The sequence below is a fragment of the Streptococcus constellatus subsp. constellatus genome (genome assembly GCF_023167545.1).
Classification (GTDB): domain Bacteria; phylum Bacillota; class Bacilli; order Lactobacillales; family Streptococcaceae; genus Streptococcus; species Streptococcus constellatus.
In genome coordinates, this window is the sequence record NZ_AP014647.1 from 1,407,994 (window position 1) to 1,432,355 (window position 24,362).

The 24,362-nt window shown below is 37.8% G+C and carries 24 protein-coding genes; 7 read left to right on the top strand and 17 right to left on the bottom strand.

Features of this window, described 5'->3' with window-relative positions; genetic code table 11:
• Positions 1–13 precede the first annotated feature (13 nt).
• Positions 14–754, bottom strand: a complete 741-nt coding sequence (locus SCSC_RS06875) for a TrmH family RNA methyltransferase (RefSeq protein ID WP_006269450.1) — start codon at positions 752–754, stop codon at positions 14–16.
• Between the two features lie 31 nt (positions 755–785).
• Here SCSC_RS06875 and SCSC_RS06880 point away from each other — a divergent pair, with 31 nt between their 5' ends.
• Positions 786–1,064: an acylphosphatase gene (locus SCSC_RS06880; protein WP_003068151.1), complete on the top strand. Its 279-nt coding sequence runs from the start codon at positions 786–788 to the stop codon at positions 1,062–1,064.
• Between the two features lie 79 nt (positions 1,065–1,143).
• Entirely contained in the window at positions 1,144–2,061 is a 918-nt protein-coding gene (gene yidC / locus SCSC_RS06885; RefSeq protein ID WP_006269468.1) for a membrane protein insertase YidC, read from the top strand.
• A 74-nt stretch (positions 2,062–2,135) separates the two neighbouring features.
• Here the strand turns inward: yidC and SCSC_RS06890 are convergent, their stop codons facing one another.
• The 12 genes from SCSC_RS06890 to nrdR all read right to left on the bottom strand — a co-directional run bounded on the left by SCSC_RS06890 (position 2,136) and on the right by nrdR (position 15,654).
• Positions 2,136–2,600, bottom strand: coding sequence for an 8-oxo-dGTP diphosphatase (locus tag SCSC_RS06890; RefSeq protein WP_006269462.1), 465 nt, complete (start codon positions 2,598–2,600; stop codon positions 2,136–2,138).
• A 76-nt stretch (positions 2,601–2,676) separates the two neighbouring features.
• Positions 2,677–3,159: a transcription elongation factor GreA gene (gene greA / locus SCSC_RS06895; RefSeq protein ID WP_003068147.1), complete on the bottom strand. Its 483-nt coding sequence runs from the start codon at positions 3,157–3,159 to the stop codon at positions 2,677–2,679.
• 203 nt (positions 3,160–3,362) lie between these two features.
• Complete coding sequence (mltG, locus tag SCSC_RS06900; RefSeq protein WP_006269457.1) at positions 3,363–4,967, bottom strand: endolytic transglycosylase MltG; 1,605 nt, start codon at positions 4,965–4,967, stop codon at positions 3,363–3,365.
• Positions 4,968–5,077: 110 nt separating this feature from the next.
• Positions 5,078–5,575, bottom strand: coding sequence for a GNAT family N-acetyltransferase (locus tag SCSC_RS06905; protein ID WP_006269460.1), 498 nt, complete (start codon positions 5,573–5,575; stop codon positions 5,078–5,080).
• 2 nt (positions 5,576–5,577) lie between these two features.
• Positions 5,578–6,096 (bottom strand): GNAT family N-acetyltransferase, encoded by a 519-nt coding sequence (locus SCSC_RS06910; protein ID WP_006269453.1) that lies wholly within the window; start codon positions 6,094–6,096, stop codon positions 5,578–5,580.
• A complete protein-coding gene (gene murC / locus SCSC_RS06915) occupies positions 6,086–7,417 on the bottom strand; it encodes a UDP-N-acetylmuramate--L-alanine ligase (protein ID WP_006269441.1) in 1,332 nt (443 codons plus the stop codon). The genes SCSC_RS06910 and murC overlap by 11 nt, the downstream gene beginning before the upstream one ends.
• Positions 7,418–7,499: 82 nt before the next feature.
• On the bottom strand, positions 7,500–8,132 hold the full coding sequence (gene zapJ, locus SCSC_RS06920) for a divisome accessory protein ZapJ (RefSeq protein ID WP_006269471.1): 633 nt from the start codon (positions 8,130–8,132) through the stop codon (positions 7,500–7,502).
• A gap of 41 nt (positions 8,133–8,173) precedes the next feature.
• Positions 8,174–11,284, bottom strand: coding sequence for a pilus expression-regulating Snf2 family helicase (locus SCSC_RS06925; protein ID WP_006269466.1), 3,111 nt, complete (start codon positions 11,282–11,284; stop codon positions 8,174–8,176).
• Positions 11,285–11,739: 455 nt separating this feature from the next.
• Entirely contained in the window at positions 11,740–13,050 is a 1,311-nt protein-coding gene (gene der / locus SCSC_RS06930) for a ribosome biogenesis GTPase Der (RefSeq protein WP_006269446.1), read from the bottom strand.
• 78 nt (positions 13,051–13,128) lie between these two features.
• A complete protein-coding gene (gene dnaI, locus SCSC_RS06935; RefSeq protein ID WP_006269440.1) occupies positions 13,129–14,028 on the bottom strand; it encodes a primosomal protein DnaI in 900 nt (299 codons plus the stop codon).
• Positions 14,029–15,180, bottom strand: a complete 1,152-nt coding sequence (locus SCSC_RS06940) for a DnaD domain protein (protein WP_006269461.1) — start codon at positions 15,178–15,180, stop codon at positions 14,029–14,031. It lies immediately after the preceding gene.
• Entirely contained in the window at positions 15,181–15,654 is a 474-nt protein-coding gene (gene nrdR / locus SCSC_RS06945) for a transcriptional regulator NrdR (RefSeq protein WP_006269445.1), read from the bottom strand.
• A gap of 198 nt (positions 15,655–15,852) precedes the next feature.
• On the opposite strand from nrdR, the gene SCSC_RS06950 reads away from it, so the two are divergent.
• Positions 15,853–16,341: a hypothetical protein gene (locus tag SCSC_RS06950; protein WP_006269443.1), complete on the top strand. Its 489-nt coding sequence runs from the start codon at positions 15,853–15,855 to the stop codon at positions 16,339–16,341.
• A 46-nt stretch (positions 16,342–16,387) separates the two neighbouring features.
• On the opposite strand, the gene SCSC_RS06955 is transcribed toward SCSC_RS06950, so the two are convergent.
• The 4 genes from SCSC_RS06955 to gndA all read right to left on the bottom strand — a co-directional run bounded on the left by SCSC_RS06955 (position 16,388) and on the right by gndA (position 21,742).
• A complete protein-coding gene (locus SCSC_RS06955) occupies positions 16,388–17,203 on the bottom strand; it encodes an endonuclease/exonuclease/phosphatase family protein (protein WP_006269465.1) in 816 nt (271 codons plus the stop codon).
• A 16-nt stretch (positions 17,204–17,219) separates the two neighbouring features.
• Complete coding sequence (locus SCSC_RS06960) at positions 17,220–19,409, bottom strand: PTS transporter subunit IIBC (protein ID WP_037565534.1); 2,190 nt, start codon at positions 19,407–19,409, stop codon at positions 17,220–17,222.
• Positions 19,410–19,619: 210 nt separating this feature from the next.
• A complete protein-coding gene (locus tag SCSC_RS06965; RefSeq protein ID WP_006269448.1) occupies positions 19,620–20,309 on the bottom strand; it encodes a response regulator transcription factor in 690 nt (229 codons plus the stop codon).
• An 8-nt stretch (positions 20,310–20,317) separates the two neighbouring features.
• Positions 20,318–21,742, bottom strand: coding sequence for an NADP-dependent phosphogluconate dehydrogenase (gndA, locus tag SCSC_RS06970; RefSeq protein WP_006269467.1), 1,425 nt, complete (start codon positions 21,740–21,742; stop codon positions 20,318–20,320).
• A gap of 204 nt (positions 21,743–21,946) precedes the next feature.
• Here gndA and SCSC_RS06975 point away from each other — a divergent pair, with 204 nt between their 5' ends.
• The 4 genes from SCSC_RS06975 to SCSC_RS06990 are packed head-to-tail and all read left to right on the top strand — an operon-like array spanning position 21,947 to position 24,275.
• Positions 21,947–22,612, top strand: a complete 666-nt coding sequence (locus SCSC_RS06975) for a TetR/AcrR family transcriptional regulator (protein ID WP_006269469.1) — start codon at positions 21,947–21,949, stop codon at positions 22,610–22,612.
• The gene (locus tag SCSC_RS06980) at positions 22,602–23,336 is read left to right on the top strand and encodes an ABC transporter ATP-binding protein (RefSeq protein WP_003029928.1); all 735 of its coding nucleotides are present in this window, start codon (positions 22,602–22,604) and stop codon (positions 23,334–23,336) included. The genes SCSC_RS06975 and SCSC_RS06980 overlap by 11 nt, the downstream gene beginning before the upstream one ends.
• A complete protein-coding gene (locus tag SCSC_RS06985; RefSeq protein WP_006269451.1) occupies positions 23,320–24,048 on the top strand; it encodes an ABC transporter permease in 729 nt (242 codons plus the stop codon). Before SCSC_RS06980 ends, SCSC_RS06985 begins: the two co-directional genes overlap by 17 nt.
• Positions 24,048–24,275: a hypothetical protein gene (locus tag SCSC_RS06990; RefSeq protein WP_003029926.1), complete on the top strand. Its 228-nt coding sequence runs from the start codon at positions 24,048–24,050 to the stop codon at positions 24,273–24,275. The genes SCSC_RS06985 and SCSC_RS06990 overlap by 1 nt, the downstream gene beginning before the upstream one ends.
• The last annotated feature ends 87 nt before the right edge of the window (positions 24,276–24,362 follow it).

The following is a 24,362-nucleotide window of genomic DNA, read 5'->3' on the forward strand; positions in this document are numbered from 1 at the left end:
ATATTTCTAAATTTTAACTTAAAGAAAAGATGAGAATTCCTGCTGCAACGGCTACATTTAAACTCTCAGCTCGTCCTTTCATCGAAATATGAACCAGTTGATCTGCCTTATCCATCATCTGCTGGCTGATTCCTTGCCCTTCATTTCCCAATACAAGAACAAAATCTGTCATTGGTACTAATTCTCGATAATCAATAGAATCTCTTGAAAGTGTCGTTGCCAAGACCGGCAATTGTATTTGTTTGGCAAGCTCAAGAAAATCTGATGTTTTCATTTGATAAATAGGCAAATGAAAATGACTGCCCTGCATGGAACGTAGGGTTTTAAGATTGTAAATATCTGCCGAATGCTGCGAAATAAACACTCCATCATAACCAGCTGCATCAGCCGTTCGGATAATCGTTCCTACATTTCCGGGATCCTGCACATCTTCTAAAAAGAGATATTTCCCTTTGAGAAATGAAGGAGCAGATTGTTTTTCAAAAGCAATCTCTGCCACAATGCCCTGCGGCGTTTTCGAATCAGCCAAATCAGTCAAAATTTCTGAGGTTACCACATGAACTTGAGAAAAATCTTTCACTTTATCAAAAAAATTTTTTAAAACAAAGATATGTCGAATCTCAGCTTGTGCATTTACTGCTTCTTCAAATAAATGCCAACCCTCAATTAAGTATGAGTCCTTCCGATACTTTTTTTGAAGTAATTTTTTAGTATTTTTTACCACATTATTAGCTTTTGAGGTTATAATATTCATAGGTATATTATATCACAAAAAGGAGGCTCGCATGCAAAAAGTAAGAATGATTGCACAAGGTCGCGTACAAGGGGTCGGATTCCGTTGGGGAGTCTATAGGCTTGCTACAGAAATTGGTGGCATTACAGGGCGTGTCTGGAATAATGAAGATGGTACCGTAGAGATTTTGGCGCAAGCAGAAAACTCTGCCCTTATGGCAAAATTTATCCAAGAAATCCGCAAAGGACCAACGCCATTTTCAAAAGTCAGCTATTTAGATGTTACAATGACGAATTTTGAATCCTATTCAGATTTTAAAATTGCAAATTAAGTCCTAAGAACTATTGTATATTTAGGAAAAAAACAGTAGAATAGAAAGGTATTATTTTTTAGAAAAAGGAAACAAACACGTGAAAAAATTAAATCGTATTTTATTCTCAGGATTAGGGTTATCTATGCTTCTGCTGCTCTCAGGATGTGTGCAAGTAAAAGATGGTAAGCCTGCTGGGTTTGTCTGGGATATCATTGGAAGACCAATGAGCTTTGCCATTCAGTATTTTGCTAATAACATGGGGCTAGGTTTTGGTGTTGCTATTATCATTGTTACCCTGATTGTGCGGCTGATCATTTTGCCACTGGGACTTTATCAATCATGGAAAGCAACTTATCAATCTGAAAAGATGAACTACTTGAAGCCTATTTTTGAGCCTATCCAAGAACATATGAAAAATGCTGAAACACAAGAAGAAAAACTTGCTGCTCAGCAAGCACTCATGGCTGCTCAAAAAGAAAATGGTGTCAGCATGTTTGGCGGGATTGGCTGCTTACCATTACTGATTCAATTGCCTTTCTTCTCGGCTTTGTACTTTTCAGCTCAATACACTGAAGGAATTGCACACAGCGTATTTTTAGGTATTCCACTTGGAAAAGCCAGCATTCTCCTTACTGCTATCGTCGGTGTTTTGTATTTCATCCAGTCTGCTTTAACTCTTGTCGGTGTTGATGAAGTTCAAAAAGAACAAATGAAAAAAATGATGTACATGAGCCCGCTCATGATTGTTATCTTTTCTTTCACAGCTCCAGCAGGTGTAACACTTTACTGGGTAATCGGCGGTTTCATTATGATCATTCAACAATTGATTATCAATCATTACATCCGTCCTCAGCTCAGAAAACGCGTAGCTGAAGAATACAAAAATAACCCACCTAAAGCCATTAAAAATTCTACTTATAAAAAGGATGTAACCCCTCAAGCACAGGCCGTTATCGAAAATAGAAAACAAAATAAAAAGAAAAATCGTAATGCTGGAAAACAACGTTCAAGATAAACAAAAAAAGCTGGGATAATCATTCCAGCTTTTTGCTTGCCGTTCAATTTAAATATTCTCATTCAAAAATAAACTTACCAAAATTCACGAACAAAATCATTTTCTAAGCGCTCACTATAAAATAATTCTGACAACGATTTATCATCAAAAATACGTAGTAGATTTTTTAAATCATAAGCCAACTCCATAGTATCTAGGTCTTCACGCGCCACCCACATAACTTCACCTTCTTCTGACGAACGAATATGACCAGAAAATTCATTTGTACGATAAAGAAAGACCAGATAACGAATACCTTCCGCCGTGTACCAATGTTTCATACCAACCAGTCTAGGACGATGGATTGTTAATCCCGTTTCCTCATATACTTCACGCACAACTGCTTGGTGGAGACTTTCTTTTTCTTCTATATGTCCGCCAGGTAGAGCTGCTCCTGACCAAGAATACCGTTTTGGATCCCGAATCTGCATAACAATACGATTCTGATCATCTTCAATTAGACACATGTTGGTTAAAATCACTTGGGACTGATGGGACATGTTTCCCTCCTCTATGTTTTACTGAGACGCGCCCCGTGATTGTGATGATACCATGGGGCGCGTTTTCTTTTTTTAATTATGCTGTTTTTTCGACTTTTAGGATTTTTACATCATAACTACCAATAGGTGTTTCAACTGTAGCTGTGTCACCTGTTTTCTTGCCAATTAGAGCTTGTCCAATAGGACTTTCATTAGAGACTTTTCCAGCAAAAGCATCTGCTCCAGCTGCGCCAACAATCATATAGACTTCTTCGTCTGTTTCACCAACTTCTTGAATCGTAACAGTCTTACCAATAGCGACTTCATCATGAGCTACTGCATCGCTGTCTACAATTTCAGCGTAACGAATCTTGGTTTCTAGACTAGATATTTGTCCTTCAACAAAAGCTTGCTCATCTTTGGCTGCTTCATACTCACTATTTTCTGATAAATCTCCATAAGAACGAGCAATTTTAATACGCTCTACTACTTCAGGACGGCGAACCAATTTAAGTTCTTCTAATTCTTTTTCAAGTTTTTCCTTTTCTTCAAGGGTCATAGGATAAGTTTTTTCTGCCATTATTTTCTTCTTTCTATTTTTTAAACAAAGAGATTGGGACAATAATGTCCCAACTTTCTAATATCGTGTGTGATTCCTTTGCAAGGCACAATCTCCATCCAGTCTAAAATATGCTTATTGCACTCTATTTCAGACATAATTTTCATTGCGCTAAAGGAGAATCAAATCAAGTTCTACGAAGTACCGATTTTGCCCTACTCCTTTTAATTCGAACTACTTGGCTTTGTCAATTTACTATTGACATGCTCCTGAACATTTTTCTCATGTTCTGCATAGGTAGTTGCGAAATAAACTTTTCCTGTTTCTGTATTAGCTACGAAGTATAGATAATCAGTTTTAACTGGATTAACCGTCGCTTCAATAGTAGAGAGACTCGGATTATCTACAGGGCCAGGCATTAAACCAGTGTTTTTATAGACGTTGTAAGGCGAATCAATATTCGTATCAATTGCAGCGTCTTCCGATAAGGTCGTTTTTTGTCCAAGTTTTCCTTGAGCATACAGAATTGCAATATTGCTTTGTAAAGGCATATTTTGATTCAAACGGTTGTAAAAAACACTTGCAATATTTTTCCGATCTTGATCCGTTGAACCTTCTTTTTCAACCAAGGATGCAATTGTTAAAACATCGTGCACCGTCAAGTTCTTCGTTGCTAAAACATCATAATATCGTGACATAGTCTTATCCATTGCAGCTAACATTTGATCAATGAGAGTTTCAGCTGTTGTACTATCTGTCACATTGTAAGTAGCAGGGAAAAGATAGCCCTCTAAGCGATACTTCACACCACTCTCTTTTTTAGCTAGGCTTTCCAATAATTTCGGATATTTCGCAGCTTCCTGAGTGATAAAATTATCATCTTGTATTTTCTTTAAGAAAGCTTCTGAAGATAATTTATTTTTCTTCAGCTTCGCAATCATTTTTGCAATTTGTTCAATCGTATATCCCTCTGGAATCGTCAATTTTTCCATTGATGGATCTTGCGGAGTATCTGTTCCACCTTGCTGTAGTTTTTTAGCAATTGCATCCAAATTCATACTCTTTTGCAGATTGTAATAACCTGATTGGAAATCTGCATAATTGTTAAATTTGGCATAATAGCTAAAAATCTGAGCATTTTTGATCAAACCAGCTTTTTCCAAGACCGTTCCAATTTCTTTGGTACTCGATCCAGTCGGAATCTTAACCGTCACATACTTGGTATTTTTCGCATCAACTGGTTGTAGTGCCGACGCAACATAACGATAAGCAAAGAAACCAGTTATTCCAATTCCTAAAAGCAGTAATATCAAAACAGTTTTAACAATTTTTCCTGCGATTTTGTTTTGACGCTTCTGAGTAGTGACTATCTGAGAAGTCCGATTTGAACGAGAAAGTTGCTTTGTTTCTTTCTCTGTTCCGTAAACTGCAGGCTGAACCAATTCTTCTGGAACCTTGATTTCTTCGACCGCTTTATTGATTGGGTAAGAAACAGGGACTTTCGTTGTATGAGTATTAAACTCTTTCTCTTCCCTAGCTGCCGCTTCGGCTTCTATTTGCTCAATGGTTGGAAGAGGACTTTCTAATGGAGCCGGCTCTGGCTCGTTAGTTTCTTCTTTTTGCACCTGTGGTATATCCATTTCAGAAGCAAGTGTTTCCTCTTCTTCCTGAATAGAAGGAAGTGTCGATTGGCCTAGCCCCAACTTTTCGTGTAAATCATTAGATTTTTCTACAGGGGTAGGTTGTTCAGTCCCCTTTGCTCTAGCTAAGTCTCGCAGAATTTGCTCTTTAAAACTCAACCCTTCTTTTTCTTGTGAATCTTCAGCCAAATAGTTGACCTCCTTGTTCAATATCCCTACTATTATATCTTAAAAGGAAAAGAAAAGCAATAAGAGAAAGCCTTTCTTTCAGGCTTTCTACGAAATAATCAATACGTCTCTCAATTACTAGGCGTTTCCCAAACCATATCATACCAAAGTTCACCTGCATAGGTAGATTGAGACAGGCCCTCATTGATAAAACCATGCTTTTCATAATATCCGACTAAATAATCATGACAAGTTAAGTTGATTCCCAAGCGCTGGTCTCGAATAGCAATCTCTTTCATTGCATCCAACAAGCTACGACCTAGTCCCATATTTTGCGCATTTTTAGAAATCGATAAACTGGTCAACGAAATATAATGATTCGGTAAATGACTATAATCTTTTACTTCTGAAGTAAAGGATTGGTCTACTAGATGGCGTTCTGGACGAACAGGTCCCTCTAGGTAGCCTAACATCTGACCGCCTCGTTCAGCGACTAAGAAACTTGTTGTTAATTTTTGAATATGAATTTCTAAAATCTCTCGACTTAAGGCTTCCTCTGGTCCAAAATTCTCCAACTCAATAGCCGCAATAGCATCCAAATCTGCTAAATTTGCTTGTCTAATCTTCATTTTTACTCCTTAAAATACGGATTATCCCAAACCATATCATACCAACCAACTCCAGCATGAACGGAATCTGAAATTCCTTCATTCTTAAAATTATTCATTTCATAATAGGAAATCAAATAATCATGACAAGTTAGATTGATCCCTGGTCGATTTTGAACGACTGCTTTTTCTTTTAAAGCTGCAAGTAGCAGAGTTCCAATTCCCTGTCCTTTAAAATCCGGATGAATTGATAATCGTTGAATCGTCATAAAATCAGAATCTTGTTGCCATTTTTCCAAATTGTCTGATGTATTATTTTTCAAACGATATGAAAAAACGGCTGCCCCGACAATATAGCCAGCTATTTTTTCATTTAATTCTGCTATTAAGCATGTATTTGGAACATGTGCAATCCATTTTTGAATAGTTTCTGCACCAACCGCTGTTGTGGAAAAATTCACCTGTTCGATAGCCTTGATTGTTTCCAAATCTTCCAAAATAGCTTCTCGAATAGTGACTTGAGGAGTTAGATTACTGGACATTGCTTGTCAAATTGGATAATAAGCGTTCAAAAGAATATTCATAGGTTTGAATATCACCAGCCCCCATGAAAACGTAAACCGCATTTGGATGTTCTAGTAAGGGAGAAACATTGTCAACGGTAATGATGTCTGCTTTTTTCACGATCTTCGCTGCCAAATCTTCTACTTTGACATCTCCATGATCCACTTCACGTGCAGAACCATAAATCTGTGCTAAATACACTGCATCTGCTTGATTCAAAGCTTCTGCAAATTCGTCCAAAAGTGCGATAGTCCTAGTAAAGGTATGGGGTTGGAAAATTGCAACGATTTCTTTGCTTGGATATTTCTGGCGAGCTGCATCTAAAGTTGCAATGATTTCAGTAGGGTGATGAGCAAAGTCATCAATAATTGTCGTTCCATTCACCATTTTTTCAGTGAAGCGACGTTTCACACCACCAAAAGTAGCCAAATGCTCTCGAACCAAAGTCAAATCAAATCCAGCTGTATACAATAAACCAATAACAGCTGTTGCATTCATAATATTGTGGCGACCAAAGCTAGGAATCTTGAATTCTCCTAATTCTTTTCCGCGGAAAGAAACTTTAAAGCTGGAACCCGTCGTAGAACGAAGCAAATCATGAGCGACAAAGTCATTTCCTTCCTTAAAACCATAATAATAAATAGGAGCATTGGCTGTAATCCGACGCAACTCCTTGTCTTCACCGTAAACAAACACCCCTTTGCTAACTTGTTTAGCATAATCATTAAATGCATTGAAAACATCTTCTAAGCTGGTAAAATAATCTGGGTGGTCAAAGTCAATATTCGTAATAATCGAATATTCAGGATGATAAGGCATAAAGTGACGCTCATATTCATCTGCTTCAAACGCAAAATATTTCGCATTTGCAGAGCCACGTCCCGTACCGTCACCGATGAGATAACTAGTATCTGTAATATTTGACAAAACGTGTGCTAACATGCCAGTCGTTGATGTCTTTCCATGTGCACCCGCCACCCCCATGCTGACAAAATTACGCATAAAGATTCCAAGAAATTCATGGTAACGCTTATAAGAAATGCCATTTGCATCGGCGTAGGCAATTTCAAGATTATTATCCGGACGGAAAGCATTTCCTGCAATAACTTCTACATCTGCTTGAAGATTTTTTTCGTCAAAAGGCAAGATTTTAATTCCTGCTTGTTCTAAGCCACGTTGAGTGAAATAGTATTTTTCAACATCGCTTCCTTGAACTTGATGTCCCATTTGATGCAGCATCAATGCTAAGGCACTCATTCCAGAGCCCTTAATCCCGATAAAATGATAGGTTTTTGTCATAATTTCTCCTTAAATACAAAGAACATTAAATAGGTGAAATCGCGTTCACACCAAAACGTCTTTACTTTTTGTCAACATTCAATTATTTTTCTTCCAACCGTGTTAAATTTAGCTCTTGCGCTATCCGACGCTCTCTTTGCTTTTGCAATTCTTTTTTGTTATAAATTTGACTTGTTTTTAAAAAGTCATAATTATTTTTAGATTTTTTGGGTGATTCCTTCGGCAAAGAGGTATTTACTTTGATATCTGCTAAAATATAATGATCCTGCTTTAAATTTCGACTATATTTTGATAACCCACTACCATTTTCCTTTTGGAAAAATGCTGTTGGTTGATGTGAAATAGCTGTATTAGCAGTATTAACAGCAGGATGGGAGCGTTTTTTAGTTATAAAGTCTGAAGTCAAATAAGCTGCTGAGCGTTTCTTTTTTAAATCCGCTCTGGCTTCTTCTCTAGCCAATTCTGCATAGCTTTTTGGGGCAGGTTTGGCGACTTCAGCAGACGGAATAGCTGAAGTTGCTTGGTAAGCTTTTCCTTCTTTTACCTGACTATCTGCAATTTTCTTTACAATTGGTTCCCATTCTAAATAATTTTTATCAACATAGTCACCATTAATATTGCTGATAAGATCACTTTCATCGTAAAGGTTCATACGCGGCATTTCTGATAACATGATTTCATCATCAGAAATCAACGGAAAAGTTTTTTCTTTCATGAGCACATTTCCTTTCAACACTTCATTATAACCTATTGGTGCTATTTTTCAAGTGTTTCTGTAGAAATTCCTAGAATTTCTCGTATTTCAGCAACGGTTAGGCTACTACGGGATTCTGTTCCATCTAGGATAGTTGATACGAGATGACGCTTGCTTTCCTGCAACTCTTGAATTTTTTCTTCAATCGTTCCTCGCGTAATCAATCGATATACTTCTACATTTCTTTCTTGACCCATACGGTGAGCTCGACCAATTGCCTGAGACTCTACTGCTGGGTTCCACCAAAGGTCTACTAAGATAACAGTATCAGCACCAGTTAGATTCAAGCCAACACCACCAGCTTTTAAAGAGATTAAAAAGGCGTCTCCTTCCCCATTATTAAAAGCATTTGTCATTTCTTGTCGCTCTTTTGCTGGTGTAGAACCTGTAATTTTAAATGTCTCCATTTTCATCTTTTTCAATTCTTTTTCGATAATGTCTAGCATTCCTCGGAATTGAGAAAAGATTAACACACGGTGGCTTCCTGTCTGAATCTGCTCTAATAGTTCTAGCAGGCTTTCTAGTTTGCCACTCTCTCCATGATAGTCCTCCATAAAGAGCGTGGGAGTATCGCAGATTTGACGTAACCGCATCAAACCAGACAAAATTTCCATTTTGCTACGATTCAGTTCTTCCTCTGTAGAAGTAAGCACACGCTCCTGCATTTGTTTTAGTTGCGCTAGGTAGATAGCCTTTTGACTATCTGCAAGCTCATTGCGATAAGAAACTTCGATGAGTTCTGGCAATTCTTGCAAGACATCTTCTTTCTTTCGCCGCATGACAAATGGTTTGATAAAACGAGCAACAGTTTCTGCAGGCAGTTTCAAAAAGTTCTTTTTGCTAGGTAATAATCCTGGCAAAACAATTTGAAAAATAGACCATAATTCGCTGAGGTTATTTTCAATCGGTGTTCCAGAAAGAGCAAAAGTATTTTTGACCTCAAAATTTCGTAAATGATGAGCAATCTTGGTTTGCGTATTTTTCATGACCTGTGCTTCATCTAAAAAGAGATAATCAAAGTTCAATTGACTATATTCTTCAACATCTTGACGGAAAGAGGCATAACTTGTAATCATCACCTGATGGCGTTCTGCAATTAAGTTATCTCTTATTGATTTTAAGCCATAGATGACTGCCGCATCAATATCTGGTGCAAACTTTGCAAACTCATCCAGCCAATTGTAAATCAAACTAGATGGCGCCAAAATTAAGACGTTCGTTTCCTTTTTTAGCCTACTACTTAAAAAGGCTATCGTTTGGAGTGTTTTCCCAAGCCCCATATCATCTGCTAAAATACCACCAAACCCGTAACGGTCAAGCATGCTTATCCACTTGACACCAGTTTCTTGGTAATCACGCAAAGTTGCCTCCACTTTTAATGGCGGCAGTGTAAATTCCTCCGGATGCGTCAAATCAAAAGCTAAATGGCGAAACTCTTCTGAAAAGTTCACTTTTTCTTGGTTTTTAAACAATTCAGATAGCTGATAGGCAGCAATCCGCTGCGTCTGGAAAATACCATTTTTTCCTTTTTTAGCTCGTAAATCCTGTAAGGTTTTGCTGACTCTTTTTGTTTCCTCATCAAAAACGAGCACCTTGCCAGATTTATTGATGAAATAATCATTAGTCGAAAAAAGAGCTGCTAAAGCATCATCCACTTCCGCCTGGTCAATACTGGTAAAGTCAAAACCGATATCTAGCAAACCACCATTTGTCTGAATCGAAATTGTCGGTCTTTCAACTTGGTATAAAGCTGCCAAATTTTCTGATACAATTACCTTTCCCAATCGTTTGAAACGAGGAAGAGTTGATGTGAAGAATGAATAAAGCTCTTGTGGTTGCAGCGGAGGACGCTTGCTTACAAAATTTGCTTCAAAACCAGCAGATAGAGTTTGTTGAAAAACTTTTTGTTCTAACTGAAAATCACTAGCAAATGGTAATTTTTCTAACTCCAAACGACTGGCGACTATACGAGTTCCATAATCAAACTGAATTTTGAGACTGATTTCTTTAGACTCTAACAACTCAAAATTAAATAACGGGGTGAAAGTATGAATCACCAGACTTTCTGGTGCATGAATAGAGCCGATTTTGCGAAATTCTAGTAATCCTGAAGCCAGTTTCGCTTGATCACTTGTATCAAATTGCAGGCGTTTTTTACGATCGGTGTCCACAGGCAATTCTCGCATCACCTGAATCATACGCTTTTGCTGTTCAGTTAATTGGTAAAAATGATTTCCATAAAAAATAAAGTCACCACCGTATAGAATTTTATAATTTTGCTCTGTAATAGTGAGTTCAAAATAATCTGAATTTTCCTCTACTGTAAAATCATAAATTCCTACTTCGGCATGTAAATCTTGGAAAAAAACTTCGTCATAGTCATAAAGACTGTATTCTAAGCGGAAATGCGGCAAATTCATAAGCCGATTCAAGCCTTCCTCAAACAGACTAGATGGAAAATAAAGATGTCTAGCTGCATTTGGAAAAATAAAAGAAGTATCTTGATCTTGCTGATAAGAAACAAGCCCTCGTAAAAACTGAATCACCTCTTGGCTGGCTTCGTCAAAAGCAGCTAATTGCATTTTTTCATAGTAGTGTTTTCCGATTTGATAATAATCGCCTTTTTCAACAATTTTTAAAAAAGCACGAATATCTCGAACAACATAAGAGCGTTCATCGGGTAAACGACTGATACGCAAAGTCCACAGAAATTGTCCTGTATAATCATCTTCTTGCCCAACTGCCGATAATTCATATCGAACAGGTATTTCTTCTGTTAGAAGAATTTTATCCAAAAAAAGACTGCCAAAAGAGACCTTTGTTTGTGTTGCCTCAGAAGTTGTCTGTTCTTCTTCCAGATTGGCCAAAACAACTTTTCCTTCGGGGTCATTTTTTAGAAAATATTCTAATCCTGCGAGATGAGCACAATATTTCTTTTTTTGAAAAAAATCACAGGCACAAAAAATGGCTTCGTCGTCCAAGCTATATCGCAGATTGTGATTTTCAACTCGGCTGTAAATCATCCGATCTTTCACTTTAAGAATTTCAATTTTCCCTGCTTCATAAAGAGTCGTCCCTTCTGTCCGAATCTTCCCAGGAATCAATTTTGCCATAAGTACCACCTTTATTTTATCTGTTCATTATATCATATTTTCGGCATAAAGAAAAAAGCAAGCTCTTTCTTGCTTTCTTTTAAAAAATATTTTCTTTGAGCTTTTTATAGCATTTAGTGCGTGTTACTAGGAACACTAAAAAGAGCCAAATCTCCAGTAAAGGGAGAGAGAATTTTGTTATCATAAGTCAAATGGTTCCCAACGTTATGGCAGTCAAGATGTGCAACTCCTACAAATATCAGACTAAAAAGTGATAACCATTAACGAAAAACAAATGGTTTATACTTTCTATCATCGTAGTAAATATTCGCATAAGCTAAACTTGCAGTTCCAATGAGCACTGCCCTAGAAACATTCATCCAATTCATATTTCTTTCTCACATAGGTACATTAAACTAATCACCTTGTGCTTCTCCTATTATTTTTATGCCAGTCCTTGTTTAGCTGGCTCCGCCCTACTTCCGCTTTCTGGCAATAAGATGAATTGGTGTCCCTTCAAAAACAAAGGCCTTACGAATTTGATTTTCTAGGAAACGAAGGTAAGAAAAGTGCATGAGTTCTTCTTCATTGACAAAGATGATAAAAGTTGGTGGTTTAGTCGCAACTTGTGTCGCATAGAAGATTTTCAGCCGTTTGCCTTTGTCGGTTGGTGTTGGATTGATCGCAATAGCATCCATAATGACATCATTGAGCACTGCAGACGGTATGCGGGTATTTTGACTTTGACTGATATTTTTAATCATCTCTGGAAGCTTATGCAAACGTTGCTTGGTAAGAGCTGATACAAAGACAATCGGTGCATAAGAAAGATACTGAAATTGGTCGCGAATATCTGCTTCCCAATTTTGCATGGTCTTGTTATCTTTTTCCAGCGTATCCCACTTGTTCACAACGATAATGATTCCTTTACCAGCTTCATGAGCAAAACCGGCGATTCGCTTGTCATACTCGCGAATGCCCTCTTCAGCATTGAGCACCATCAGAACGACATCTGAGCGGTCAATGGCCCTCATAGCCCGCATGACAGAGTATTTCTCCGTATTTTCATAGACCTTGCCTGACTTGCGCATACCAGCCGTGTCGATCATGGTAAATTCCTGTCCCTCGTTGTCTGTAAAGACCGTATCAATAGCATCACGAGTGGTTCCAGCTACAGGACTAGCAATCACGCGATCTTCTCCCAAAATCGCGTTGATCAAGCTAGACTTGCCGACATTAGGACGGCCAATCAGACTAAACTTAATCATATCAGGATTTTCTGCCACTTCTTCATTTGGAAGATTTTCAACGATGGCATCAAGAACATCTCCTGTACCAATCCCGTGGACTGAAGAAACTGGGAATGGATCGCCTAAGCCCAGCGCATAAAAATCAAAAATTTCATTACGCATCTCTGGGTTATCTACTTTATTGACCACTAGAATAATCGGCTTATGGGTCTTGTAGAGCATACGAGCCACGTATTCATCCGCATCTGTAATACCTTCTTTTCCAGACACAACAAAAACGATAACATCTGCCTCATCCATAGCAATCTCTGCTTGGTGCTTGATTTGCTCCATAAAAGGAGCATCCACATCATTAATACCACCTGTATCAATCATGCTAAACTTGCGATTCAGCCATTCAGCCGTCGCGTAAATACGGTCACGAGTGACCCCTTCAACATCCTCAACAATAGAAATCCGTTCCCCGGCAATCCGATTAAAAAGTGTTGATTTGCCAACGTTGGGACGACCGACAATGGCAATGGTTGGTAAAGCCATATTTTCCTCTTTCTTATTTATTCACTAGTCAACTGATCTACATAAAGTAACTTCTCATCTAACAATGAACTATTTCATTCACCGGCGATTTTCTCCTTCCAGACGCACTTCCTCTGCTAAGAATTTTATTCTTTCCATGACCCGACGAGCCTGCCAAGTTTCATCTCCGTTTTTGGATGTAGCAAAATGGCGTTCCAAATCCGCAAAATTAAAATTTGATGTAAAGAAAGTTGGCAAATTTTCCTGCATCCGATGCTGCAAAATAACCTGCAAAATCTCATCTCGCATCCAAGGACTTGATTGCTCCGCGCCAATATCATCCAAAATCAAGATTTGTGCTACTTTTACCTCATCAATCTTTTCCTTAACCAGACCAGAAGAAATAGCATTCTTTATATCTAATACAAAACTAGGATAATGGAGTAACGTCGTAGAAACACTACGTTTTTCTGATAAATCATGTGCCAACGCAGCCATCATGTAACTTTTTCCTACGCCAAAATCACCATAAAGATAAAGGGCTTTTTTGTAGTTTGGATAATCCGCTACAAAATTCGTCAGCAACTCAAAAGCCTTGTAACGACCAACATCGTCTAAGTCTACTTTTGCTAAACTGGCTTCCTTGAGACTAGCTGGAAGACTAATCAAATTTAAACGTGCATTGATAGCCGCTTGCTTCTGTGCTTCAACTAGCTCTGGAGTTTCCTCATAAGAAACATCAGCATATCCCTCATTTTTCACTAAAATTGGCTTATATCCTTTAGCAATATAAGCCTCATCGCTTAGTAAAAAACGATTTCGCTCAGAAATATACTGATTAAACTTAGAAATGCTTCGTTTGATTTCAGCTGGTGTCATCCCTTCTGACTGGATAAAAGCCGCCACATCTGGATCAGCCATGATTTGCTCGACCAATTTATCATAATCAAATTGCTGCGCACCATTTCTACGTGACATTGCTTGTCCAACACGTTCCATTTAGTCACCTCCTTGATCTAATTTGGCTAACAATTTACGTTTTTGTTTTTCTAATTCTACTTGCTTTTCAGCACTGGTTTCGTTTTTATAATCAGGATTGCTCCAGCTAGGCACATTACTTTTTGGAGCAGAATCTTTTGCTGCTTTTTTGCTATGCTGTGCTTGATAACGTTCACGAATATACACCACAGCTTCTTCAGCTGAAAAGATTTTTTGATAGGAAAAGTCATTTGCTACTTTTAAAGCATACTTTTCATTAAGGTTGGCTGAATTTACCTTATTAAAAGTCAATAGTAAAATCACATTGATTACTTCATCTAACAAGCCCAAATTTGCCATTTCTGTCAAGCACTGACGCTCCCCGTGTGTAATCGTTGCATGCTTAGTTTTCTTGATTTCCGCCAAAAATTGCACAGCTGCCTTACTCTTAGCCTCTCGAAGAATCGTTTGCTCTTGAGTTGAAAACAGTTCATTTGAAACCTTTTGCTGTAATTTTTGCTGCATCCGCTTCGTGGAAATTACTTGCCCTACAGCAGTTTCTTTTGCCAACAGATACGTTTCATACCAAGTCCAATTTTGTCGCTCTGCAATGGCAAAGAGTACCAGCAAATCTTCTTTTTCGTTTTCAAAACGCAAGTTTTCTCGCGCCATCAATTGTTTAAAGTAATCCAATTCAAAATGATTCTGTTTTGATTGCGTCTCTGTCTTTGCATCTTCCACTTGAAAAATCTCTGACAGTTTCACACCTTGCTTCTCACCCTTTGGTTGACTAGGCAACAAAGCCTCTACCGCAGCTTCACCAATCTTCTTTTCTAACAGGCGCTTGTAAACAGGATTGCTTAAAAACTCACCAGACGCTAATGTGGGCTGCAAATAGACCTGAAAATAATTCTCTGCATGATAAAGCTCTACTAACTGCATAGCAGACAACATTTCTAAACTTTTTTGCAAGGCATTCATCCCCAGATTGAGATGATTCAAAATGTGCCCAAAAGTATAAGATGATTTTCCATCGTCCCAAAAAGCAAGAAAATATTGATAGATAGAAGTCGCATCAAACCCTAGAATTGGCAAATACAGACGAATCAAATTGGTGCTATCCTGACTAATCAGATTATTCTTCACAAAAGAAAATTGATCATTCGGTTTCATCTATTGTTCCTTTTTCTTTTTAGCTGTTTTTGTAATCTGTTTCAAGAGGTTTTCCAGCTCGCTCACATCTTTAAAGCTACGATAAACACTAGCAAAACGAACATAAGTAATTTCATCTAAATCCGCCAACTCTTCCATAACCAAACCACCGATATACTCGCTTGCGATCTCATTTTCATTACTACTGCGCACTTTTTGCTCAATTCGGCTAACAATTGCTTCAATCTCATCACTAGAAACAGGACGTTTTTGCGCCGAACGAATGATTCCATTAAAGATCTTATCTCTTGAAAATTGTTCCCGCGTGCCATCTTTTTTAACGACAACGAGCGTCCGTTCTTCTACACGTTCATAAGTTGTAAAACGATATTGACACTCTTCACATTCACGACGACGACGAATTGTATTACCATCTTCAGCCTGCCGACTGTCAATAACACTCGATTTACTACCACCACACTTAGGACAACGCATCTGCTTCCCTCCTGAATTCTTAATACTTCATTATACCATGTTTTAAGAAATAACAAAAGGCAGCATTTTTAGTACAACCAGGTCTGTCGATTCCTAAAAATTGGACAATATCAATCAATCTGTTATTCTCTTTTTCGATAAATTTTTATATAATGCTTTCGACAAATGTTATCATTTTTTTGTACAAAGGAGATTATTATGATGATATTAAAGAAAACAATTACAGCTTGCTCTTGTATCCTGCTAATCTGCATTATCCTTTCTAGCTGCTCTTCGAATACAGAAGCTACCAAAACTATTTCCAGCTCCTCCTCTTCTGCAAAAATTAGCCTATCAAGCAGCAGTTCATCTACACAAAAAGATAAAAAGGAGCAAGAAGAAAAAGCTAAAGCAGAAAAAGAGACCGCAGAAAAAGCAGCAAAAGAACAAGAAATAGCTAGACAAGCAGAAGAAAAACGAAAACAAGAAGAAGCTGCGGCTGCTCAAGCGCAGCAACAACAAGAGGCTGCTACAGTACAAGAAGCTCAACAGCAGGAACGAACCGTTTATGTAGCTCGTAACGGAACTGCTGAGGTTTATTGGTACAGTAAAGATAATATGCCACGCAATACACGGTTTGACAGAGTAGTCACCATGACTGAAGCCGATGCTATCAATGCTGGAAAGCGCCACACCTCTAAAGAATGACAATCAAAAACGGGAAGTTTTATCTTGAACTTCCCGTTTTTGATTGTTAAAATGTCACTTCTGCTTCTAACCCAAAATGGTCACTAACGACAGGTGTTGCTTTGCCGTCAAAAACAACAGCAGATTTTTCAATGTTGAAATCTTTACTTGTAAAGATATAATCAATTTTCAGAGCATCCTTATTTCCAGTCCAGCCAGCAATGTCACCTTCAACTGTTGCTGTACCAAGCACTGTGGCAGCAACAACATGACTGTCTTGCAAAGCAAGTGGACTTTTCAGAATGTACCGATAGCCCTCATAACCGACAGGATTATTAAAATCTCCCATCAATAGTAGAGGCATGTTGCGCTGCAATAATTCTTTTTCTACTTGTCCCCATTCTTCTTGGAACCCTTTGTTCCACCAGGAAAGATGACAGGAAGCCACTGTTACAAGCCGTCCAGCAACTTCTATTTCCGCCAAAAGTACTTTTCTAGTGTGATAATCCGTTGGATCGTTGGTCTTAGAAACCAACAACTCACTTGCTTTCAATGGATTTAAAGATAAAATAGCAACTCCCTCATGAAACCGATCAAATCCAATATGATTATAAGCCCAAGACCAATGATAAATAAGACCTTTCTCCACCAATCTCTCCACGAGACAATATACAAAATGATCCTTATGAATCGCAATGGCGTCATCTACCGCATGATAAAACGGAGCCTGAACAACCTGTTCAGACTCCATTTCTTGATTGACTTCCTGCAGGCAAATGACATCATATTTTTCTTGAAGAATCCGCTCAGCTAGTTGATCTAACTTTTTTTCTTGCTCATCTTCCATCCAACTATGAGTATTTAAAGTCAGGAATTTTGCCATGATTTCTCTTTTCTATCTACAATTCTACTTTAGCAACAACTGTTTTCGCTGCTACTTTGCCGAATGTTTCAACAGTTACAGATCTAATAGCTTGTGCATTTGTGAAGACAACAACCGTTGAAGTCTCACGACCTGCTGCTTTGATCGCTTCCAAATCAGCAGTTACAAGCAAATCACCAGCTGCTACTTTTTGTCCCTCTGCTACATGCACTTCAAATGGTTTACCTTCAAGACTGACTGTATCAAGTCCGATATGAACAAGCACTTCAAGACCATTATCAGTCAAGAGACCGAGAGCGTGCTTTGTAGGGAAAATGCTGCTAACCGTACCTGCTACTGGTGAGTAAATCTTGCCATTTTCAGGTTCAACAGCAAATCCGTCACCCATCATTTTTTGAGAGAAAACTGGATCTTTGACATCTGTAATCGCAATCACTTCACCGTCTGCGACTGTCTCAACTTCTTCTGTCACACCTTTGTAGTTCGCTTCGGCAGCTTGTGAAGCTGTCATTTGGCTCGGAAGAGTTTCGGGAATCACTTCGCCTGAGTCAAGTAAGTCTTGAATGTCAGATTTCAAAACATCCGCTTTCGGACCATAAATGGCTTGAACACCTTGACCTTTCATCACCAAGCCCATAGCTCCTTCGGCTTTCCATTGCTCTTCTGTACCAACTTTTTCTGCATCTTTAACAGTTACACGAAGACGTGTCATACATGCGTCAACATCAACAATGTTTGCACGTCCACCAAGAAGATTGATAATATTCACAGCTTGAGATGCTTCTGCTACTTTGCCACCAGCTGGGGCAGACGAAGGACTATCTTCTCCATCAGCTGTTTCATAGTTTCCGTTACGTCCTGGAGTTGCGTAGTTAAATTTCTTAATCATGAAGTTGGCAATAAAATACATTCCAACTGCAAAGAGCACTGTTACCCAAACAAAATTAATAATATCCATACCCAAACCAGCATTGATGGCTAGTGGAGTACGAGTCAGAAATTCGATTGAACCAAATGAGTGCATACGCAAGTGAACAATATCTGCCATAGCAAAGGCTAACCCTTGCACAACAGCATACACCAAATAAAGAGGTGTTGCAACAAACATAAACATGTATTCAATTGGTTCTGTAACACCTGTTAAGAAAGTTGCAAGTCCTGTTGCAATCATCATCCCTTTGTATTTATGTTTCTTATCATCATCTACATTTCGATAAATTGCAAAGGCAACCCCCATCAAAATACCAAATGAACCAATCATTTGCCCAACTTTAAAACGAGCTGGAGTAATACTATTTAGAAGATGTTGATATTGGTCAGCGTGTGAACCTTTTAAATTAACAAGGTCTGTTACCCAAGCCAACCATAATGGATCTTGACCAAATACAGTCGTTCCTTTAGCAGCCCCTGTCAACACTTCATATGTCCCACCTAATTGAGTATAGTTGATTGGAATTGTCAACATATGGTGAAGTCCAAATGGTAAAAGAAGACGTTCTAAAGTACCAAACAAGAATGGTGCGAGAATTGGAGCTGTCTTTTGAGAGTTAGCAATCCAAATACCAAAATTGTTGATTCCAGTTTGAACAACTGGCCAAAATACTGCAAGAATCAAAGCCACAATTGTAGAACGCAAAATAACAACGAATGGCACAAACCGTTTACCATTAAAGAATGAAAGCGCATCTGGTAATTTACGGTAATTATAATATTTGTTGTAAGCAGTTGCTCCAACAAAACCGGCAATGATACCAACAAACACCCCCATATTAAGAGCAGGAGCTTCAAGTACACTTACAAAATAATCAGCCACCTTAATGGTTCCACCAAAGACAGTTTTTACAGTAGCTCCTTGTTTTGTAAGAAGGTCTGAAGTTACTCCAAAAAAGACCCCTGTAATACGGTTAATTAAAATAAATGAAAGTCCGGCCGCAAATGCACCACCAGCACGTTCCTTTGCCCAGCTACCTCCAATAGCTAATGCAAACAAAATGTGAAGGTTTCCGATAACTCCCCAACCAATTTGCTCAAGAATACCGCCTGTTGTAACAAGAGCAGCTACGTTTGGATTGATCATTGGAATTGACTTACCAATACTGATCATCAAACCAGCCGCGGGCATTACTGCGATAACGACCATCAGAGCTTTTCCGAATTTTTGCCAAAATTCGAAACTGAATATGTTTTTGAATGTCTCTTTCATCATTCATATCTCCTTATAAAATTTTCCGCAAGCGCTTTCCGCAAACGTTTGCATTTATTTGACTCTTTAATTATATCATATATTTCTATTTTGTAAAGCGTTTTTATATAATATTTTAAAAACTTTCCCTATTTTTTACTTGCAAAGTATAACAGATTAAAAAACATCCCCATTAGAAAAGTGCAGAAAAACGATATTTCCTGCACTTCACGTTTATTCTTGCATAGCATAGCCAACACCACGCACGGTTTTTATGTAACTTTTCTGCCCTGCTATATCAAGTTTACTACGAAGATAACGAATATAGACATCAACAACATTTGTTTCAACTGCTCCTTCGTATTTCCAAACGCGCTCTAACAGCTGTTCACGGCTTAAAGCCTGATGACTGCCCATCAGCGTTGCTAACAAATCATACTCTCTTCTAGTCAAGGAAATTATTTCATTCCCTCGATATACAGTATGATTTTGCACGTCAATGCGAAGATTCCGATAAGATGTTGAAACTTTCATCTGACTACAATGATGATCAATAAAATCACGCCCACGAAAAATAGCAGAAATTTTTTCGACCAAGTCCATCGCAATGAAAGGCTCTATCATATAACTAACAGCAAAACGTTGGATTTCCTCAGTATATTTTAAAATAATATCACGATTATCCAATACAATAATGACTGAAGCAGGCTTTATCAAACTTAATTGCTCAGCAAACTCCGTTCCTGTCATATCTTCAAGCATAAAATTCAACAGGAATAAATCGTATTGATTAGCTCTCGCAGATGCTAAAGCATCTTTTCCCGTTTCAAGAAGATCCACTCGATAACCTTCATTTTGCAACTCTAAGCAAATAAATTGTGCTAATTTTTTTTCATTCTCAACTAATAAAATCCGCTTCCCCATAGCTTATCCTATTTTTCATCATACCAAGAATAGTGGTAAATGCCTTCTTTATCCTTGCGTTCATACGTATGCGCCCCAAAGTAATCGCGCTGCGCTTGAATCAAATTGGCTGGCAAGTTTTCTGCACGATAGCTATCAAAATAAGCAATCGCACTAGAGAAAGTTGGCACTGGCACACCCGCCTGAACAGCTAAAGCAACTACATCGCGAACAGCTTGTTGATATTTTGCAGTAACATCCATAAAGTATTCATCAAGAAGTAAGTTTGCAAGATCTGCATTACGGCCATATGCATCTGTAATTTTTTGTAAGAAACGAGCACGGATGATACATCCAGCACGCCAAATAGAAGCAATTTCACCAAATGGAAGATTCCAAGCCTGCTCTTTAGATGCAACACGCAATTGTGAAAAACCTTGTGCATAAGACATGATTTTCGAGAAGTATAGAGCTTGGCGAATTTTTTCAATTAATTCAGCCTTATCCCCATCAAATTTAATAGCAGTAGGTTTTGGAAGAACTTTGCTAGCTTGAACACGTTCTTCTTTATAAGCAGAAATATAACGTGCAAAAACAGACTCCGTAATAAGTGGAAGTGGAACACCAAAATCAAGAGCTGATTGGCTCGTCCATTTACCCGTTCCTTTATTTCCAGCTGCATCCAAAATGTGATCAACGATTGGTCCATCTTGTCCTTCATCATCTTTACGTGTCAAAATATCAGCAGTGATTTCAATCAGATAGCTATCCAACTCACCCTTATTCCATTCAGTAAAGATTTCAGCCATTTCTGCTGCTGAAAATCCAAGCAAGTGCTGCATTAAATCATAACTTTCTGCAATCAGTTGCATATCGCCATACTCAATCCCATTGTGGACCATTTTTACATAATGACCTGCACCATTTGGTCCGATATAAGTTACACATGGTGCCCCATCCTCTGGCGCTTTCGCTGAAATTTCTTCCAATACATCTGCTACTAATTCATAGGCTTCTTTTTGTCCACCAGGCATGATAGATGGACCTTCAAGCGCACCTTTTTCACCACCAGATACACCTGTCCCGATAAAATTGATTCCAGAATTTGCCAATTCTTCTGAACGACGAATAGTATCTTTATAGAACGTATTTCCACCGTCAATCAAGATATCTCCCTTATCAAGAAACGGTAACAATGCCTGAATCGTTGCGTCTGTCCCTGGCCCAGCTTTAACCATGAGCATGATCCGACGTGGTTTTTCAATAGAATTCACAAAACTTTCCACATCGTAACTTGGAACAAAGTTTTTTTCAGGATAAGATGCAATCACATCCTCTGTTTTATTCGCTGACCGGTTGTAAATTGCTACTGTATAGCCACGAGACTCAATATTAAGGGCAAGGTTACGACCCATAACGGCCATACCTACAACGCCAAAGTTTGCTTTTGTCATGTCTTACTCCTATTCATAGTTACTAGTCTTATTGTAACATTTTGCAAGCATAATTGAAAGTACTTTGCCATGATATGAATTATAAAAAGAGCGAAACTGCAACTAGGTGAACAAAATATTTTTCACTGCTTGACAAAAAAGACCTTTTGTTATACAATAAAAACCGACCAGCCGGTATGTATTTTAAAAAAGAAGGTAAATAATATGCAAAAAAAGTATGATTCAAAGGTTACTATCGAAACCATTTTAACTGTTTCAACCAAATTATTTTTAGAAAAAGGTTTTGATAAAACCAGTATGCGAGATATTGCAGAAGCAGCAAATGTGTCAAAAGGTGCCATTTATCATCATTTCAAATCGAAAGATGATGTTATAAATGCTGTAACAAAAAGGCAAACTGAAGCTACAAAAGAGACAATGAAGCTCTTACTATCCCAAACAAGCTCTCTGAGCGGAAAAGAACAATTGTCACTTATTTTAGAAAAGACTATTGAAAATCAAGAAATTCATTATTTAGATGATGCCATGGTTCCAAAAATGAAAAGTGCAGAATTTGTTATATCCTACATGAAAGATTGTGTAAATAACGATGCTCCTTTTCTTTCTAAAATTATTCAAAAAGGGATTGATGATGGATCTATTGTTACAAAATATCCTGATGAATGCGCAGAAATCTTTTTGCTATTATTAAATGTGTGGTGTGACCCTGCGGTATTTACTTGTGATGAAGAGAAGCTATTAACACGATTAAATTTCTTACAAACCCTAATGGCTTCTCTAGGCATTGATGTATTGAATGATACGCTCATTGAAAAATTCATGAACTTATTGCACAGATTATATTTTAAGGAGGGTAACAATGAAACATAATTTAGCAGTCGAAACAGACAATCTAACCAAAACCTTTGATAAAAAAGAGGTTATCAGAGCTTGCAATATTCACGTAGAAAAAGGAAGTATCTACGGATTTCTAGGAGCAAATGGAGCTGGAAAAACAACTGTATTTAAACTACTGTCCGGGCTACTCATACCAACAATGGGCAAGATACAAATCTTGGGATTAGATATTGGAAAACAGCGAAATGAAATCCTATCAGAAATAGGCACCTTAATTGAAACGCCTGTATTTTATGAACATTTATCAGCCGAGGAAAATTTACAAATCCATCTCTCCTATATGGGAAAAGAAGGTAAAGATTGTGTCTCTGCTTTGCAAAAGGTTGGGCTAAATAACACTGGAACCTTGCCAGTATCTAAATTTTCTTTGGGCATGCGACAACGTTTAGCAATCGCGCGAGCCATTGTCCATGAACCAGAACTACTCATCTTAGACGAACCAATAAATGGTCTGGATCCTATGGGAATCAGAGAAATGCGAGAATTATTCTTGCAACTAAAGAATGAACAAGGTATGACCATTCTAGTATCTAGCCATATATTAAGTGAAATAGAACATATTGCAGATACTATCGGTGTCATTGTGAATGGCACCGTTGTAGAGGAAGTTAGCTTGTCTGCAATAGAAAATCAATTCCCAAATGGACTGGAAGACTATTTCTTCAATATCATGAGTGGGGGTGAAAAAATTGTTTAAATTGATAAAATTAGAATTAAAAAGAAATAATATCAAAACATATGTAATTGCAAGTAGCGTTACCTTTATTGTAATGCTTGGCTTTATTTACTTGTTTGCATATGCCCCTCAAATAAATCCAGACCCAGATCTACAAATATTTGCAGGATATCCTAAAATTATTTCCTTATTTTCAACACTAAGTATGGCTGTCTTCGCAACACTCTCTGCCACCATGTGTACACGGTTTATCATTGATGAATACAAAGATAAACGAGCTATTTTATTATTTTCCTACCCTATCAGAAGAGATAAAATATTATGTTCAAAATTAATGGTTGTCTTTCTTTTTACGCTCATGGCAATGGTATCTTGTAATGTGCTAGCCTTTGGCATATTTGGCATCACAGAGTCCATTAGTCCTTTGGTTGAAGGCACATGGACTGTCTCTCTTATGATGAGAGCAATCAAAATAACAATCATCATGTCCATGATAGCAGCATCAACTGGAATTATAGCTGTAGGTATTGGTTTTTCGAAAAAATCTATACCAACTACCATTTTGTCGGCTGTCTTTCTTTCCTCTTTATTGTGTAATATCCTGTTTAGTTTTATAGGAAATAGCAATAAAAATGATGTAGCCGCTCTTATCTTAATGTGCCTTACTGTTTTGGGTGGAATTGGTGTGTCATTGTTGCTTACTAAAAAAATAAACCATATGGAGGTAGAATAATGGAACGGACCTTAGATAATACAGTTAATACTGTGCTTGAAAGCATTTTTGGTAAAAACGGTTTGCAAATCAATATGATTTTTGGATTTATCATCTTAGTAGTAGGAATAGGCATGTTTTTATTTTCAAAAAACAACTCGTCTTCCAAAAAGCGAACAATTGGATGGATTTGCATTGGATTAGGCTGCTTAGGAATTATCAGTGGTATCATTCAGTTATTGTTATAATTATTCTTAGTTACTTTCAATTTTCCAAGAGATATCCACGTCAAAAGAATAAATCCTAACATTTAAAAATATTGAGGCTGGGACAAA